At 38.6% G+C, this 16,772-nt stretch carries 13 protein-coding genes; 11 read left to right on the forward strand and 2 right to left on the reverse strand.

Features of this window, described 5'->3' with window-relative positions:
* Positions 1 to 230 precede the first annotated feature (230 nt).
* On the forward strand, positions 231 to 1,286 hold the full coding sequence (gene dinB, locus EHE21_RS04755) for a DNA polymerase IV (RefSeq protein ID WP_194951999.1): 1,056 nt from the start codon (positions 231 to 233) through the stop codon (positions 1,284 to 1,286).
* 90 nt (positions 1,287 to 1,376) lie between these two features.
* Here dinB and EHE21_RS04760 read toward each other — a convergent pair whose 3' ends face one another.
* Both EHE21_RS04760 and pepD read right to left on the reverse strand, forming a co-directional pair.
* Positions 1,377 to 3,539: a TonB-dependent siderophore receptor gene (locus tag EHE21_RS04760; RefSeq protein ID WP_194952000.1), complete on the reverse strand. Its 2,163-nt coding sequence runs from the start codon at positions 3,537 to 3,539 to the stop codon at positions 1,377 to 1,379.
* Between the two features lie 296 nt (positions 3,540 to 3,835).
* Positions 3,836 to 5,293 carry a beta-Ala-His dipeptidase gene (gene pepD / locus EHE21_RS04765; protein WP_075672395.1) on the reverse strand — a complete coding sequence of 486 codons (1,458 nt, stop codon included), beginning with the start codon at positions 5,291 to 5,293 and terminating at the stop codon, positions 3,836 to 3,838.
* Between the two features lie 352 nt (positions 5,294 to 5,645).
* Between pepD and gpt the strand changes: the two genes are divergently transcribed.
* From gpt to recA, 10 genes are all read left to right on the forward strand, one after another.
* A complete protein-coding gene (gene gpt / locus EHE21_RS04770) occupies positions 5,646 to 6,107 on the forward strand; it encodes a xanthine phosphoribosyltransferase (protein ID WP_023580994.1) in 462 nt (153 codons plus the stop codon).
* Positions 6,108 to 6,308: 201 nt separating this feature from the next.
* Complete coding sequence (frsA, locus tag EHE21_RS04775) at positions 6,309 to 7,559, forward strand: esterase FrsA (RefSeq protein WP_088493497.1); 1,251 nt, start codon at positions 6,309 to 6,311, stop codon at positions 7,557 to 7,559.
* Positions 7,560 to 7,630: 71 nt separating this feature from the next.
* Complete coding sequence (gene crl / locus EHE21_RS04780; protein ID WP_075672399.1) at positions 7,631 to 8,032, forward strand: sigma factor-binding protein Crl; 402 nt, start codon at positions 7,631 to 7,633, stop codon at positions 8,030 to 8,032.
* Positions 8,033 to 8,147: 115 nt separating this feature from the next.
* Positions 8,148 to 9,251, forward strand: coding sequence for a glutamate 5-kinase (gene proB, locus EHE21_RS04785; RefSeq protein ID WP_036911879.1), 1,104 nt, complete (start codon positions 8,148 to 8,150; stop codon positions 9,249 to 9,251).
* An 11-nt stretch (positions 9,252 to 9,262) separates the two neighbouring features.
* Entirely contained in the window at positions 9,263 to 10,516 is a 1,254-nt protein-coding gene (locus EHE21_RS04790; protein ID WP_194952001.1) for a glutamate-5-semialdehyde dehydrogenase, read from the forward strand.
* 145 nt (positions 10,517 to 10,661) lie between these two features.
* Positions 10,662 to 11,174: a shikimate kinase AroL gene (gene aroL / locus EHE21_RS04795; RefSeq protein WP_194952002.1), complete on the forward strand. Its 513-nt coding sequence runs from the start codon at positions 10,662 to 10,664 to the stop codon at positions 11,172 to 11,174.
* A gap of 103 nt (positions 11,175 to 11,277) precedes the next feature.
* A complete protein-coding gene (gene aas / locus EHE21_RS04800) occupies positions 11,278 to 13,437 on the forward strand; it encodes a bifunctional acyl-ACP--phospholipid O-acyltransferase/long-chain-fatty-acid--ACP ligase (RefSeq protein ID WP_194952003.1) in 2,160 nt (719 codons plus the stop codon).
* Complete coding sequence (gene lplT / locus EHE21_RS04805; RefSeq protein WP_194952004.1) at positions 13,437 to 14,636, forward strand: lysophospholipid transporter LplT; 1,200 nt, start codon at positions 13,437 to 13,439, stop codon at positions 14,634 to 14,636. Before aas ends, lplT begins: the two co-directional genes overlap by 1 nt.
* 36 nt (positions 14,637 to 14,672) lie before the next feature.
* Positions 14,673 to 15,179: a nicotinamide-nucleotide amidase gene (gene pncC, locus EHE21_RS04810; protein ID WP_194952005.1), complete on the forward strand. Its 507-nt coding sequence runs from the start codon at positions 14,673 to 14,675 to the stop codon at positions 15,177 to 15,179.
* A 107-nt stretch (positions 15,180 to 15,286) separates the two neighbouring features.
* On the forward strand, positions 15,287 to 16,357 hold the full coding sequence (gene recA, locus EHE21_RS04815) for a recombinase RecA (RefSeq protein ID WP_194952006.1): 1,071 nt from the start codon (positions 15,287 to 15,289) through the stop codon (positions 16,355 to 16,357).
* Positions 16,358 to 16,772: the final 415 nt, after the last annotated feature.

Genomic DNA, 16,772 nt, shown 5'->3' on the forward strand with positions numbered 1-16,772 from the left:
AAATTATTTCCTTGTTTTATATATAGTTACAAAACAATATTTAAAATTAATGTAATTAATCAACGAGCAAAAACAATCTATCATCACTTTGTGACAATTCTATAAATAAACAGACTAATTCAGATTTTTATGAGAAATACACCTCAATAGAGGGAGATAAGAGCGAATAAAAATTGTAGTTAATATTTGCTTACTGTATATTTAAACAGTAAATAAAGTGAGGTGATTGTATGCGTAAAATTATTCATGTTGATATGGATTGTTTTTATGCTGCGATTGAAATACGAGATAATCCAGCACTAAAAGAGATCCCAATTGCGGTTGGAGGCAATGCTTCTAGTCGAGGTGTGATCTGCACGGCGAATTATCCCGCTCGTCGTTTTGGTGTTCGTAGTGCTATGTCAACAGCAACAGCGTTGAAGTTATGTCCTCACTTAAAAGTGCTACCCGGTAGGATGGCTCTCTATAAAGAGACATCAGCAAAAATACGTCAAATCTTTTCTCGTTATACTCACCTTATTGAACCTCTTTCACTCGATGAAGCTTATCTTGATGTCTCTGACAGTAAGCATTGTCATGGCTCAGCAACGTTGATGGCTCAAGAAATTCGCCAACAAATTTTTGATGAGTTAAATCTCACGGCATCTGCAGGTATTGCACCGATTAAATTTCTTGCAAAAATTGCCTCTGATATGAATAAACCAAATGGACAATTTGTTATTACACCAGAGCAAATCGATGATTTTATTTTAAAATTGCCACTTAATAAAATACCCGGTGTAGGTAAGGTAACATTTGCTCGTTTGCAAGAAATGGGATTAGAGACTTGCGCTGATATTCGTCGCACCGATGTCATTTCTTTGGTAAAAGCGTTTGGAAAATTTGGTCAAAATTTATGGGAACGTAGTCATGGCATCGATGAACGTGAAATTAACCCAGATAGACTTCGAAAATCAGTCGGAGTTGAGCGTACTTTTGCCTCAGATATTAATTCTTGGGATGATTGCTTGGCATTACTTGATGGATTATATAGCGAATTAGAAAGACGATTAACAAAAGTTAAACCGGATCTAAGGATAGCAAGGCAAGGCGTTAAATTAAAATTTGATGATTTTCAATTAACGACACAAGAGCATACTCACCCTATTTTAGAGAAAGCTGATTTAATTAATATTGCCTACCAAGCATGGCATGAGCGTCGAAATGGCAGAGGTGTGCGTTTGATCGGATTTCATGTCACCTTGCAAGATCCACAAATAGAACGACAACTTCTTTTAGCGCTATAAAAATTAAAAAAACCATAGCCGATCAACAGATTGACTATGGTTAACGCAGTTAATGTATGTAGTTAATCTATTTAGTTAATTTATATAGTATTACCAGCGATAATTCATAGTTGCTGTCATTGTCCTGCCAATACCATAAAAACAAGCAGTATCACCAGCACAAGATGCAACATAATGTTTATTCGCAATATTATTCATATTAAGCTGAATTTCAGCACCTTTTAAAGAAGGTGATAGCTCACCTAATGAATAACCAATCATCGCATCGTAAAGAGTCACAGCAGGTACACTAACTGTATTTTTGGTATCACCTTGAGATACACCTACATATCTCACACCAACACCTGCTTTAGCACCATTAAATAGCCCAGATGTTTCATCATATTGACCCCAAAGTGATGCCATATGCTTAGGAACTCTAGGGAGTTCTTTTCCTTGTGTTCCCGCAATAATGGTTTTTCTTACTTCAGTATCGGTATAAGCATAACTGCTGATAAATGAAATATTTTCAGTTAATTGGCTATTAATTTGAGCTTCAACACCACGGCTTCTAATTTCACCGACCGGTTCAAAATACGCTTTTTCAGCATTGTAGTTGGTCACATTACGTTGTTGTAATTGATAAACAGAGAGTGTTGCCAATGTTTGCTCATTTGGTGTGAGGTATTTTATTCCAGCTTCTAATTGACGGCCTTCACTAGGCTCAAAAGGCGCACTTCCTGGTGCTCTGCGAGTTTGTAAATTAGGTTCAAACGAGGTGCTATAACTAATATATGGCGAAATACCATTATCAAAAGCGTATAAAAGCCCTGCACGACCCGTTAACTTATTATCATCTTGTTGATCATAACTTTTAGCTAAGAAATCATGAGTACGAACTTGAGCCCAATCTTGGCGTAATCCTGCAAGTAAGATCCAATTTTTCCATTGGATCTGATCTTGTAGATATAACCCGATTTGATCACGTTTTTGTAGCTGATCGGTCGCAGGTTTTTGTAAACTCATATCAATTGGATAGTGATAATTAGGATCTCGCCAGTCAAGATCGTACTCTGAACCCATTGCTCGGAGCAAATTATCTTGATCTTTGCTCCACTGATAATCAATACCAGCAATCACAGTATGATTAAGTTTTGCAGTAGTAAAATCGGCTTGTAAACGAGTATCTATTCCTAAAGTATCTGTTTCACGCTGCTCTTGTTGCGCTCGGCGTTCAAGAACATAAGGGTTATCTTTTCTTAAAGAGCCAAATACAAGATATTTATATTTCTGATTAATATGGCTATATCGAGCATTTTGTACAATTTTTAGTAAATCACTAAATTCGTGTTCAAATTCATAGCCTATACCATATTGTTGACGCCATGATTTATGGTAATCGGGATTGTTAACATCAAAATCAAAGGGGATCGTACCAGCCGGAGTGCTTTTAACCGTACCATAAGCAGGTAAAAAATTACGATACCCAGCTTCAGGCTCTTGCTGAATAAAGCTTAATAGTGTTAAGCGAGTCTGTTCATTAGGTAAGAAAGTAATAGCAGGAGCAAGTGCAAAACGTTCTTCTTTATAGTTTTTTATTTGCGTGTGTTGTGTTTTTGCAACACCGTTTAGGCGGTAAAGCACACGATTGTCATCACTTAATGCACCTGAAAAATCAAAAGCAGTTTCCGCTAATTTATCATTGCCTGCTCGTACTTGAATATGGCGGATAGGGGTTGCTGTTGGTCTTTTACTTGTCATTGCAACAAGGCCACCCGGATTGACTTGACCATAAAGCACGGATGCTGGCCCTCTAACAACTTCAACGCGCTCTAATAACCAAGGATCAATTGCACCAGTTGATGATGAAGCGCCCATTCCATAACTTAGACCGTCAAGAAAACGAGGGGCATAACTGTATCCACGAATAAAAACCTCATCATTACGATTAGAACTTCCACGATATTCTGTGAAAACGCCGGGCGTATAACGTAATGCTTGAGAAACTGAACTGACATCTTGAGCGTCCATTTGATCACGCGTGATCACACTAATGGATTGCGGTGTTTTTTCAATTTCACTCGGTGTTTTATTTGTTGATAGCGTTTTTGTTGCCACAAAACCGGAAACAGGCGCTTGGGGATCTTGCGATGGAGATGCCGTAACAATTATCTTTTCAGGTATATTTTGATTGACGGCCGCATGAATTTGAACAGAGAGTAAACTTAGAGGTAAGGCGAGAAAGACGCTAGCAACGCAATTTTTATTAGACACAATAGAACCCTTTAGTTTTTTATTTTTTAACTTTAAATGCGGAAGCCATGAAAATATCACTCTGAAAACATTAATGCTAATGATAATGATTAGCATTCTATATATTTAATTTATTAAGATTTATTTTTTATTCCATAATGGAATAAGTGATTGTGGAATTGGCTATATGAGGAATAAATTATGATCTTTAAGGGAAATAGTGTGTGATTTGAGGGGATAATTTATTTCTTGGTGATAGCTTTAGGCACAAAAAACCCGCCAATTAAGCGGGTTTCATTATTAACATTAAAGCAAAATTATTTAGCAGGGATCGCTTTTAAAATTGCAGTTAATAATTGCCAGTATTGACCGACGCTCTTAACGTGAACGCGCTCGTCTGGTGAGTGAGCACCACGGATTGTTGGCCCAATAGAAACCATATCCATATCTGGGTAAGGTTTTTTGAACAGACCACACTCAAGACCCGCGTGGATAACCATGATGTTTGGCACTTTATCAAACAGTTGTTGGTAAGTGTCACGAACTAAATGCATAACAGGAGAGTCTGCATCTGGTTTCCAACCTGGGTAACCGCCTTTGGTTTCGATGTCTGCTTTAGCCAGTTTTGCTAATGCTGTCAGCATACTAACAACATAGGTTTTACCGCTATCAATCAGAGAACGAATTAAGCACAGGATTTCTACTTTATCGTCAACAATGCTAACAACACCTACGTTTAATGAAGTTTCAACAACACCTTCAACGTCGTCACTCATACGAATAACGCCATTTGGCATAGCATTAAGTAGGTTGATTAAGCGCTCTTGGCAATCTGCGGTGAAAACTTTTTTATCTGTTGTTGTATCAATTAATTCAACTTTCAGATTTTTTTCAGCAATAGCTAATTCAGTTTTTAACAGAGCTTCAAATTTCGCTTTTACTGCGTCTAGTTGGCTTGCTTTATCCGCTGGAATTGCAAAAACAATGTTTGCTTCACGAGGAATAGCATTACGCAGTGTACCACCGTGAAAATCAATTAATTTCAGTGATAATTCTTCTGCATGACCCGCTAAGAAACGCGCTAATAATTTATTTGCGTTACCTAAACCTAAATGGATATCACCACCAGAGTGACCACCATTTAATCCTTTCAGAACCAGTTGCTTAACAACGTGACCTGCTGGGATTGCATCGTAAGAAAGGCTTACTGTGGTTTTAACATCAATACCACCCGCACAACCCATGTAGATTTCGCCTTCTTCTTCAGAGTCTGTGTTGATAAGAATATCAGCTTGTAACCAACCTGGTTGTAAACCAAATGCTCCGTCCATGCCTGTTTCTTCAGTCATGGTTAGCAGGACTTCTAATGGACCGTGTTTAACAGTATCGTCAGCTAAAACAGCTAACGCAGATGCCATACCTACGCCATTATCAGCACCTAATGTAGTGCCTTTAGCTTTGATCCACTCACCATCAATGTAAGGTTGGATCGGATCTTTGGTGAAGTCGTGAACGGTGTCGTTGTTTTTTTGTGGCACCATATCTAAGTGTGCTTGTAAAACAACGGCTTTACGATCTTCCATGCCTTTAGTTGCTGGTTTACGAATTAAAATATTGCCAACTGCATCGCGCTGTGCAAAAAGACCTTTTTCACTTGCCCAAGAAAGAATATGGGAAGCTAAGGCTTCTTCATGATGTGATGGATGTGGAATCGAACAAATTTTTGCAAAAATATCCCATAGTGGTTGTGGGGATAGAGTAGATAGTTCAGACACGATGGATCTCCTCTAACAGCATCTGTGTTATTGATAGCCTACCGCTTTTTTAAGGGTTAGCTTTATTATTCTGAGCGTTATACGCCAATATAGTTGAGAATATCACTTTCTTCTGATGAATGCGTCATTCTATTCACATCTCTATCCAAGAAATTAGATCTCTATTTGCATTCATTTTTTATATAGTTCGTTTTTTAATCATAAAAAGACATTACAGAAAAAAATGAGGATAATCTCACCTGTTTTCACGTTTTCTCTGGTTTTTAGGCGCTCAAATCACTATAATCTCGCGCAACCTTTTTTTCCGCAAAAAAGCTTCTCTCGAAATTCAAGTAGCTAGGATCACAATATTATGAGCGAAAAATATGTTGTAACGTGGGATATGTTGCAAATACATGCCCGTCAATTGGCGCAACGTTTATTACCAGTCGAACAGTGGACAGGCATTATTGCTGTCAGCCGTGGGGGATTAGTCCCTGCTGCATTACTTGCTCGTGAATTAGGTATCCGTCATGTGGATACAGTCTGCATTTCTAGCTATGACCACGATCATCAGCGTGACCTCAAAATCTTAAAAAAAGCAGAAGGTGATGGTGAAGGCTTTATCGTTGTTGACGATTTAGTTGATACTGGTGGTACTGCTAAAGTTATCCGTGACATGTATCCAAAAGCGCATTTCGTCACTATCTTTGCAAAACCAGAAGGGCGTCCTTTAGTGGATGATTTTGTGGTTGATATTCCGCAAAATACATGGATTGAACAGCCTTGGGATATGGGTGTTGCCTTTATTCCACCTGTTTGCGATCAAAAATAAGTTGATAGCATTCGCTTTGCTGTTTTAATTGAGATCCTCGCTTAGGCGGGGATTTTTGTTTTTAAGCTTTTTTCTCTTCCTTTTAATGATGTCTTCGTGCGATTGCTTGTCGTGATACACATTGTTCCAGTCAATTTCATGCTATGATAAAGCCAGACTTTTAAGCCCCTTTATACGATATCCACTGATTTGAAGAGTGATATGGCAAACAATACGAATCTTTCTGAAACTTTATTTAAGCCACGAGCAAAACACGCTGAAACCTCAACGCTAATTCAGTATACCCATCCAAAATCGAATATTAATACCTATAGCGTGCTTAATGGTACGAGCCAACAAAATTGGTATCGAACTATTCAACGTTTACTGTGGATTTGGCGTGGAATTTCTCCTATTGAGATAGAAGAGGTGTTAAGCCGAATTGCGGTACAGGATGCCCCTCGTAGTGATGATAAATTTATTGATACTGTTATCGGGTATCGTAAAGGTGGTTGGTCATTTGAGTGGTCGCATCAAGCGATGATCTGGCAACAAAAAGCATTACGTGAAGAGTCTGGTGATGCCGCAGCAGATTGTTGGTTACAAGCCGCACATCTTTATAGTATTGCCGCATATCCCTTTATTAATGGCGATTTTTTAGCGGATCAAGCCGTTATTTTATCGATGAAAGCCTTTGAGAATGCGACGAAATTTTCTTCTTTTGAAGTCAAGAAACTGACATTTAAATTAGAAGGAAAAGGGACGACAACAGGTTTTCTACATTTACCCAAAGATTGTAGAGGCCCTTATCCTACCGTGTTATTTTGCGGCGGATTAGACGGCTTACAAAGCGATTATGTTAGCTTCTTCCGTGACTATCTTTCCCCTAAAGGTATTGCAATGTTAACTCTGGATATGCCCGCAATTGGTTATTCAGTAAAACAAAAACTAACGGAAGATACATGCCATTTACAAGGTGAAGTTCTAAAGCAACTTTCTGAAGTACCTTGGATTGATCATACTCGTGTTGGTGTGATGGGGTTTCGCTTTGGCGGTAATATTGCTGTGCGTTTAGCTTATATCTACCCAAAATTGATTAAAGGTGTTGTTGCCTTAGGTCCGTTGATCCACACTTTCTTTACCCAAGCTGAATTACAGAAAAAAATTCCTGTGATGTATCTTGATGTGTTAGCAAGCCGCTTAGGATTATGGAATATTGACGAGAATAATCTTCGATTATCGTTAAGCAGTTATTCTCTGAAAAACCAAGGTTTGATTGGGCGACGTATGCCTGTTCCTATGATGGGGGTTTATTGGAAAGGGGATGAAATGAGCCCTAAAGAGGATTCGCAATTAATTGCACGCTCCTCTATGGATGGTGACATTCTTGCTATTAATGATAAACCGCTTTATGAAGGTTTAGAGCTCGCGTTACAAAAAAGTGCAGATTGGATCTATGATAAATTAATATAATTAATTTTGAACAATAACTTGCTAATTATATTAGATTATATAACAGTAGAGTTTCTAAGGAGACTGAATTTATGACTTCATCTTTGAACCCTACCCGAGGTAAGTTATTAAAGCGTTTTGCTCAAATCGGACCTTATATCCGAGAGCAACAATGCCAAGAGAGCCAGTTCTTTTTTGACTGTTTAGCAGTTTGTGTAAATAAAAAAGTCGCGCCGGAAAAACGAGAGTTTTGGGGCTGGTGGATGGAATTAGAACGTAATAATGAACAGCTTATTTATCATTATCAAATTGGGCTATTCGATAAAAATGGCGATTGGCTCCATCAGAACATAAGTAAGAATGATGTTGTTGAGTCAATCAATGAAACACTTATTCGTTTTCATGAATTTCTTCAACTAGCTGTGAGTGAATTAGAGATGACACTCATCCCCGATGAAAAAATGAACAAATTTCCTCTTCCCATTCAGCCCTAATTTTGTGTTAGGGCAACTTTTCATAGATTTTGCGTTATGTCAGTTGGCATAACGCTTCTCTCCTGATAAAACTGTGTATTATCTTTTTAAATAATCAACAAGAATGGTAAATGTTATGAGTAGCAGCCAAACGCTGGTTGTTAAATTAGGGACGAGTGTACTTACTGGTGGTTCACGACGTCTGGATCAGTCTCATATTGTTGAGCTGGTTCGCCAATGCGCTAAACAACACGAAAAAGGGCACCGGATTATTATTGTTACTTCTGGTGCAATTGCAGCAGGACGTGAGTATTTGAATTATCCTGATTTGCCCGCAACTATTGCGTCAAAGCAGTTGCTTGCGGCTGTGGGGCAAAGTGCCTTAATTCAAGTATGGAAACAGTTATTTGCTATCTACGGTATTCATATTGGTCAAATGCTATTAACACGTGCTGATATTGAAGATAGAGAACGTTTCCTGAATGCGCGGGATACATTACATGCGCTGTTAGATAACCATATTATTCCCGTTATCAATGAAAATGATGCTGTTGCCACTGCAGAAATTAAAGTGGGTGATAACGATAACTTGTCAGCATTAGCCGCTATTTTAGGTGGTGCTGATAAGCTGTTATTACTAACGGATATTGAAGGGCTTTACACGGCTGATCCTCGTAGTAATCCAGATGCTAAACTGATCCCTGAAGTTTTTGATATCAATGATGAGTTACGCCAAATGGCGGGTGATAGCGTATCTGGTCTAGGCACGGGTGGTATGGCAACAAAATTGCAAGCAGCAACCGTTGCAGGACGCGCGGGTATTGATGTTGTCATCGCCGCAGGCGTACAACCTGAAGTTATTGCCAAAGTGATCAATGATGAACCTGTTGGAACATTATTTCATGGTTTACAAAGTCCATTAGAAGCGCGTAAACGGTGGATCTTTGGTGCGCCAATTGCTGGTGTAATAGTAGTTGATGAAGGGGCTGAAAACGCAATTAAAGAAAAAGGTAGCTCCCTTTTACCAAAAGGTATCAAAGAGATTAAAGGCGATTTCTCTCGTGGATGTGTTATTCGCATTCAAAGTTTACAAGGTAAAGATCTCGCTCATGGTGTTGCGCACTATAATAGTGATGCATTGCGTTTAATTGCAGGGCACCATTCACAAGAAATTAGTCAAATTTTAGGTTACGAGTATGGCAGTGTTGCTGTGCATCGTGATGATATGATTGTTAGCTAAGGAGCCTTCTGATGTTAGAACAAATGGGTAAATCTGCAAGAGAGGCATCTTGGCATTTAGCTCAACTATCAACAGAGCAAAAAAATCAGGCATTATTAGTTATGGCTGATTTATTAGAACAACAAGAAGCGTCAATTCTTGCAGCAAATGAAAAAGATATGCAAGCGGCTCGTGAAGCCAATATCAATGCCGCTATGCTTGATCGTTTATTACTTAATTCAGCACGTTTAAAAGCGATCGCCGATGATGTTCGACAAGTATGTCGTTTAGAAGATCCTGTTGGTAAAGTTATTGATGGCCGTATGCTAGATAGCGGTTTACGTTTAGAGCGTCGCCGAGTGCCATTGGGTGTTGTGGGTGTTATTTATGAAGCTCGCCCTAATGTTACGATTGATGTTGCTTCTTTATGTTTGAAAACAGGTAATGCGGCTATTCTTCGTGGTGGAAAAGAAACTCATCACACTAACCAAGCGGTTGTTGCTGTTATTCAACAAGCATTAAAAAAATGTGGTATTCCAGCTGGCGCTATTCAGGCAATTGATAAGCCTGATCGTGAATTAGTCGCTAAAATGCTAAAAATGGATGAGTATATTGATATGCTTATTCCACGAGGTGGCGCTGGGTTGCATAAACTTTGCCGTGAACAATCAACCATTCCAGTTATTACTGGTGGTATCGGTGTTTGCCATACTTTTGTGGATGAGAGTGCAGATTTAGAAAAAGCATTAACGGTTATCGTAAATGCAAAGGTACAACGTCCAAGCGCGTGTAATTCTTTAGAAACGCTTTTAGTACACGAGAATATTGCAGATCTATTTTTACCACAGTTAAGCGATGCTATGGCAGCTCAAAAAGTGACTTTGCATTCAAGTGAAAAGGCATTGGCAGGGCTGAAAAAAGGCGGAGCTACTGTTGTTGATGTGAAAGATGCAGATTATTGCGATGAATGGTTATCACTTGATTTAAATGTAGAAGTGGTAAGTGGTTTAACTGAAGCAATTAGTCATATTCGCTGTTATGGAACTGCACACTCTGACGCTATTTTAACGCAATCTATTGCTAATGCTGATCGCTTTGTTCGCCAAGTTGATTCGGCTGCGGTGTATGTTAATGCAAGTACGCGTTTTACTGATGGTGGACAATTCGGTTTAGGTGCCGAAGTTGCTGTTAGTACACAGAAATTACATGCTAGAGGCCCGATGGGATTAGATGCTCTAACGACCTATAAATGGATTGGCTACGGCGATAATACAATTCGTAGCTAATTGTTAATATGAATAAATAAGCCATACTTTTCTAAAGTGTGGCTTTATTTTTTTGTTACATCAGGTATGATATTTTATACTTTACAGCATGTAAATTTTTAATTACACCCCTAAAAGGGAACACACTATGGAGATAGTGCATTTTATGGATAGTACAATTTACCTTATCGGACCTAGAGGTGCAGGCAAAACAACAGTAGGTAAAGCACTTTCCCTCGCGTTAAATTATAGATTCATTGATACGGATGATTGGATAACTCAAAAATATCAACAAACTATATCTTCTATGGTTCAAGAGAAAGGTTGGGATTTTTTTCGACAAACTGAATCAGAAGCGCTCATCCAAGTTAGCCAACCTAATCAAGTTATCTCAACGGGTGGCGGTATGATTTTGGCAGTTCAAAATCGTGCTTATATGAAATCTTCAGGTGTTACTATTTATTTACAGGCATCTCTTGAAACTTTAGTTGAGCGTTTGTCCCAAGATCCGAATGAAGCACAAAGACCAAGTTTGACGGGGAAAACGTTAGTTTCAGAAATGAATGACGTTTTGGTTAAACGTGAACCTTTATATTTGCAATGTGCTGATATTATTGTGGATGCTGGATTACCTATTAATGAGATTATTGAGGCAATTCTCGCAAAATTCACGAAATAATTAAGAAGTCGTCTGATATAAAGGATAAAACAGGGAACATCTATTTTATTTTCATCACATCCTATTTATAGTAAGGCTAATTATAGCAAAATGAGATATGGATATGATGTTGATAGCGTTTTTTAAAACACTATTTAAATTCTTATTTAGAATAAGAATTGAAGGACTTGTTAATCAGTTTTCACAATATGAAAAATGTATAATTACACCAAATCATACTTCTTTTATTGACGGTATATTATTACGTTTATTCCTGCCTATTAATCCTGTGTTTGCTGTTTATACCTCTGTTGCTTCTGCAAAAACGACAAGATGGTTAGGTCGTTATGCCGATATCGTACCTTTAGATCCCGCCAACCCAATGGCTGTTCGTCAGTTAGTTAAAGAAGTAGATAAAGGTCGTCCTGTTGTGATTTTCCCAGAAGGAAGGATCACAGTAACAAATGGTTTGATGAAAATTTATGAAGGTGCTGCTTTTATTGCCGCAAAATCAGGCGCTAAAGTTGTTCCTGTTAGAATTGAAGGAGCTGAATTCAGCTATTTTTCACGAGTACGTAAAAGCTTACGAGTAAAATCTCAATTCTTTCCTAAAATCACCATCAAGGTACTTCCTGCTGTTGATTTACCGATGCCAAAAGCTGAAAAGTCTTCTGAACGTCGCCGATTAGCGGGTGAAGCCATGCGTGACATAATGATGGAAGCCATCATGCAAACGCGCCCTAATATCACGCTGTATGAAGCATTTTTACAGGCAATGTCTCAATATGGTCGATTTAGTCCGCTAATTTCTGATATCAATCTAAAAGAAGATTCTTATCAAGGGTTACTGAAAAAAACGTTAGGGATCAGCCGATTAATTGAGCGCTATACAGAGCCCAAAGAGCGTATCGGTTTACTGCTTCCAAATACAACCGTCACTGCGGCTGCACTATTAGGTGCAACAATGCGTCAACGTGTTGTGGCAATGCTTAACTATACGGCGGGTAGTTTAGGTGTACAAAATGCGATGAAAGCCGCATCAATCAAAACCATTTTTACATCACGTCAATTTTTAGAAAAAGGGAATTTATTACATATTCCTGAGCAAACCCCAGAAGCGAATTGGATTTATCTTGAGGATCTAAAAGATACTGTTACCAGTGAAGATAAACGCTGGGTCCTCAAACACCTAGTTACGCCACATAAAGCGATGTTACCGCAAGATGCAACTGATGCTGCTGTTATTCTATTTACATCAGGCTCTGAAGGAACGCCTAAAGGTGTTGTTCACAGCCATTCAAGCTTATTGGCCAACGTTGATCAAATTCGCGCTATTGCTGACTTTTCACCGAAAGACAAATTTATGTCAGCATTGCCGTTATTCCATGCATTTGGTTTAACCGCTTGCTTATTGACTCCAATTTGCTTGGGGGCACGCGTTTTTCTTTATCCAAGCCCGTTACACTATCGAGTTGTGCCTGAATTGGTCTATGACCAAAACTGTACGGTGTTGTTTGGTACATCAACTTTTTTAGGAAACTACGGAAAATTTGCCCACCCTTATGATTTTGCCAGAGTCAGATATGTGGTTGCTGGAGCTGAAAAGCTTTCTGAATCGACTCGTGTTTTATGGCAAGAGAAATTCGGTATTCGTATTTTAGAAGGTTATGGTGTAACAGAATGCGCACCTGTTGTTTCAATCAACGTGCCTATGAGTGCCAAAGCTCATACAGTGGGGCGTTTGTTACCCGGTATGGAAGGGCGTTTAATTCCAATGAATGGTATTGCCGAAGGCGGTAGACTACAACTACGTGGTCCTAACGTAATGATGGGATATTTACGCGTTGAATCACCTGAAAAATTGGAAGTCCCTGTCGCAACCAATGCTGAAGGTATTGACGAAGAAGGTTGGTACGACACTGGTGATATCGTTGCTATTGATAGTGAAGGTTTTTGTACTATTAAAGGGCGTGTAAAACGCTTTGCAAAAATTGCGGGTGAAATGGTTTCTCTTGAGGGTGTTGAGCAACTTGCACGTAAAGCATCTAAAGGTGAGCACGCTGTTGTGACAATAAGTGATAAACGCAGAGGCGAATCATTAGTCCTGTTCACAACAGATAAACAATTAGATCGTAGTACGCTGTCAGCATTGGCAAAATCGGAAGGTGTTGCTGAAATTGCTGTACCAAAGGATATTCGTTTTATCAAAGAAATTCCTGTTTTAGGAAGTGGGAAAACGGATTTTGTCTCATTGAAAAAACTTGCTGAACAGGAAAATAACTAATGTCAGAGAATATTAGCCAGCCTCCTTTAATGAGTAGAGGAATGAAAGCGGTATTGATATCGCAATTTCTTTCTGCTTTTGCTGACAATGCATTATTGTTTGCGATCCTTGCTCAGTTTAAATCGGCGCTTTACCCAGAGTGGAGCCAGCCTGTTTTACAAATGGTCTTTGTGCTGGCTTTTATTCTCTTAGCACCTTTTGTAGGACAGTTTGCTGATCGTAATCCTAAAGGTAGGGTTATGCTCAGTGGCAACCTTTTAAAATTCGTAGGTGCATTTCTTATTTGTGTAGGCTCAGACCCTTTCCTTGGTTATGCCTTAGTCGGCATTGGCGCAGCTGTTTATTCTCCTGCTAAATATGGCATTTTGGGTGAATTAACAGATGGCGAGCGTTTAGTTAAAGCAAATGGCTTAATGGAAGCATCTACCATTGCTGCTATTTTATTGGGATCAGTCATTGGTGGTTTGCTCTCAGATTGGAACATTGTTTTTGCATTAGGTGTTTGCGCGGCAATGTATGCCTTAGCGGTATTTGTTAACTTTGGTATACCTAAATTATCAGCAGCTCAAATTGGTCGTGGTTGGAACATTAAAAAAATGTTTATTCAGTTTCTTGAAGCTACACGTACTTTATGGGCTGATAAAGAAAGTCGCTTTTCTTTAGTGGGAACCAGCATGTTTTGGGGCGCGGGAGTCACATTGCGTTTCTTACTGGTTCAATGGGTACCTATTGCTTTAGGTATGACTGATAATACAACACCTACTGTATTAAATGCGATGGTTGCTATCGGGATCGTGGTCGGTGCTGGATTAGCTGCTAAATTTGTGACACTAAAAACAGTACGTCGCTGTATGCCTGCCGGTATTTTAATTGGTCTTGGTGTTGTTTACTTCTCATTGCAAACTTCAATTATTCCATCCTATCTAATCCTTATCATCATCGGTGTTTTTGGTGGCTTCTTTGTCGTTCCTTTGAATGCATTATTACAAGACAAAGGAAAGCACAGTGTGGGTGCTGGCAATGCTATCGCTGTACAAAACTTAGGTGAAAATACGGCAATGCTATTAATGCTTGGATTATTCTCACTGGTTACGAGTATAGGTGTCTCTGTCGTTGCTATTGGGATAGGCTTTGGTGCTATTTTTGCCTTAGCAATTGGTGGTTTATGGTTATGGGATTGCACCAGAAAAAAATCTTAAACAGTGAGATTTAGAATAGAGGTTAGATGAACCTTAATGATAAATTACGATGAAATGACCCACCTAAGTATTGAGGTGGGTAAAGCGTTAATTGAAAAGAAGAGTACGATAACAACGGCTGAATCTTGCACTGGCGGATGGATTGCGAAAATTATCACGGATATCGCAGGAAGTTCTGAATATTATCATCGTGGCTTTGTAACATATAGCAATGAAGCAAAGCATGAAATGATAGGTGTTGATGAGCAAACTTTGCTTAAATACGGCGCGGTGAGTGAAGAAGTTGTTCTTCAAATGGCTAAAGGGGCACTGATAACAGCTAATGCAGATTTTGCAGTATCTGTTAGCGGTATTGCAGGCCCTGGTGGTGGGAGTGAAGAAAAACCTGTTGGTTTAGTTTGGTTCGGCTTTGCAATGAAAACACCAACAGGTATTCAAACTACAGCAAAACACTGTATATTCACTGGTTCACGAGAACAAGTAAGAGCTGGTTCTGTTATTTTTTCTTTAAAATCAATCCTTAAAGAAATTATTAATAATTAACTTGATACTGTATGATTATACAGTATAATAAATTTCAACAAGCAAAATCATATACGTTTTAATGGTAGTGACCCATATTTATGCTTCACTGCCCAGAGGGAGATAACATGGCTATTGATGAAAACAAACAAAAAGCATTGGCCGCAGCACTTGGTCAAATTGAAAAGCAATTTGGTAAAGGGTCTATCATGCGTCTGGGCGAAGATCGTTCCATGAACGTTGAAACCATCTCTACGGGTTCTTTATCATTAGACGTTGCTTTGGGCGCAGGTGGTTTACCACGCGGTCGTATTGTTGAAATCTATGGCCCAGAATCTTCTGGTAAAACGACGTTAACTCTGCAAGTTATTGCTGCTGCTCAACGTGAAGGCAAAATTTGTGCATTTATCGATGCTGAGCACGCTTTAGATCCTATCTATGCTAAAAAACTGGGTGTAGATATTGATAACTTGCTGTGTTCTCAGCCTGATACAGGTGAGCAAGCCTTAGAAATTTGTGATGCATTATCTCGTTCTGGTGCTGTTGATGTTATCGTTGTTGACTCCGTTGCCGCTTTAACACCAAAAGCAGAAATTGAAGGCGAAATTGGTGATTCACACGTTGGTTTAGCGGCTCGTATGATGAGCCAAGCTATGCGTAAATTAGCGGGTAACCTGAAAAACTCCAACACATTGCTTATTTTCATCAACCAAATTCGTATGAAAATTGGTGTTATGTTTGGTAACCCAGAAACCACAACAGGCGGTAATGCACTTAAATTCTACGCATCTGTTCGTTTAGATATTCGTCGTATCGGTTCTGTTAAAAACGGTGATGAAGTTGTTGGTAGTGAAACTCGCGTTAAAGTGGTGAAAAATAAAATTGCAGCACCATTTAAACAAGCTGAATTCCAAATTATGTATGGCGAAGGTATCAACACCTTTGGCGAACTGATCGATTTAGGTGTTAAACATAAATTGGTAGAGAAAGCGGGTGCATGGTACAGCTACAATGGTGAGAAAATTGGTCAAGGTAAAGCCAATGCAACAACTTACCTAAAAGAACACCCTGAAATGTACGATGAGTTAAATACTAAATTACGTGAAATGTTATTAAATCATGCTGGCGAATTTACTAGCGCAGCTGATTTTACTAACGATAGCGATGATGCGGCAGATATTGAAGAAACAGAAGAATAATTCTTTTGCCAATGCCTAAATTGCTAAATTGAATGCGTATTGAAACATATTACGATTATCGTAGTTGTAAGACACTAGTCAATTAATGTGATTTAACTCACTTAAAAAAGGAAGCTCTAAAAAGGCTTCCTTTTTGCTATATGTCGTATTTTTTATTCAAAATAGGGTTCAAATTAGTCTTATTTTGTTTTCTTCCTATGAAAAATAGCCTTTAACACTACTTTATTTAATATAACGATATTTTTTACTAATCTATTTTTTGTAGTTGTATGAAATTTTATATAGTGAAATTTTGGTGATATATTCTTATTAATAATTAATCTAAATAAGAATCATTACGATAATCTGGTTGCACCAGATAGTAAATAATTGACATATAAAGATAAATATCTTCAAGATATTTGGATCTAATTTA

The organism is Proteus sp. GOKU (genome assembly GCF_015475555.1).
In the GTDB taxonomy this organism is placed as follows: domain Bacteria; phylum Pseudomonadota; class Gammaproteobacteria; order Enterobacterales; family Enterobacteriaceae; genus Proteus; species Proteus mirabilis_B.

What these genes read in the sequence shown, in the direction of transcription:
- frsA (WP_088493497.1), top strand. Translation starts at nt 6,309, where the DNA reads ATGGCAAACAATACGAATCTTTCTGAAACTTTATTTAAGCCACGAGCA.
- gpt (WP_023580994.1), top strand. Translation starts at nt 5,646, where the DNA reads ATGAGCGAAAAATATGTTGTAACGTGGGATATGTTGCAAATACATGCC.
- EHE21_RS04790 (WP_194952001.1), top strand. Translation starts at nt 9,263, where the DNA reads ATGTTAGAACAAATGGGTAAATCTGCAAGAGAGGCATCTTGGCATTTA.
- aroL (WP_194952002.1), top strand. Translation starts at nt 10,662, where the DNA reads ATGGATAGTACAATTTACCTTATCGGACCTAGAGGTGCAGGCAAAACA.
- lplT (WP_194952004.1), top strand. Translation starts at nt 13,437, where the DNA reads ATGTCAGAGAATATTAGCCAGCCTCCTTTAATGAGTAGAGGAATGAAA.
- proB (WP_036911879.1), top strand. Translation starts at nt 8,148, where the DNA reads ATGAGTAGCAGCCAAACGCTGGTTGTTAAATTAGGGACGAGTGTACTT.
- dinB (WP_194951999.1), top strand. Translation starts at nt 231, where the DNA reads ATGCGTAAAATTATTCATGTTGATATGGATTGTTTTTATGCTGCGATT.
- crl (WP_075672399.1), top strand. Translation starts at nt 7,631, where the DNA reads ATGACTTCATCTTTGAACCCTACCCGAGGTAAGTTATTAAAGCGTTTT.
- recA (WP_194952006.1), top strand. Translation starts at nt 15,287, where the DNA reads ATGGCTATTGATGAAAACAAACAAAAAGCATTGGCCGCAGCACTTGGT.
- aas (WP_194952003.1), top strand. Translation starts at nt 11,278, where the DNA reads ATGATGTTGATAGCGTTTTTTAAAACACTATTTAAATTCTTATTTAGA.
- pncC (WP_194952005.1), top strand. Translation starts at nt 14,673, where the DNA reads ATGATAAATTACGATGAAATGACCCACCTAAGTATTGAGGTGGGTAAA.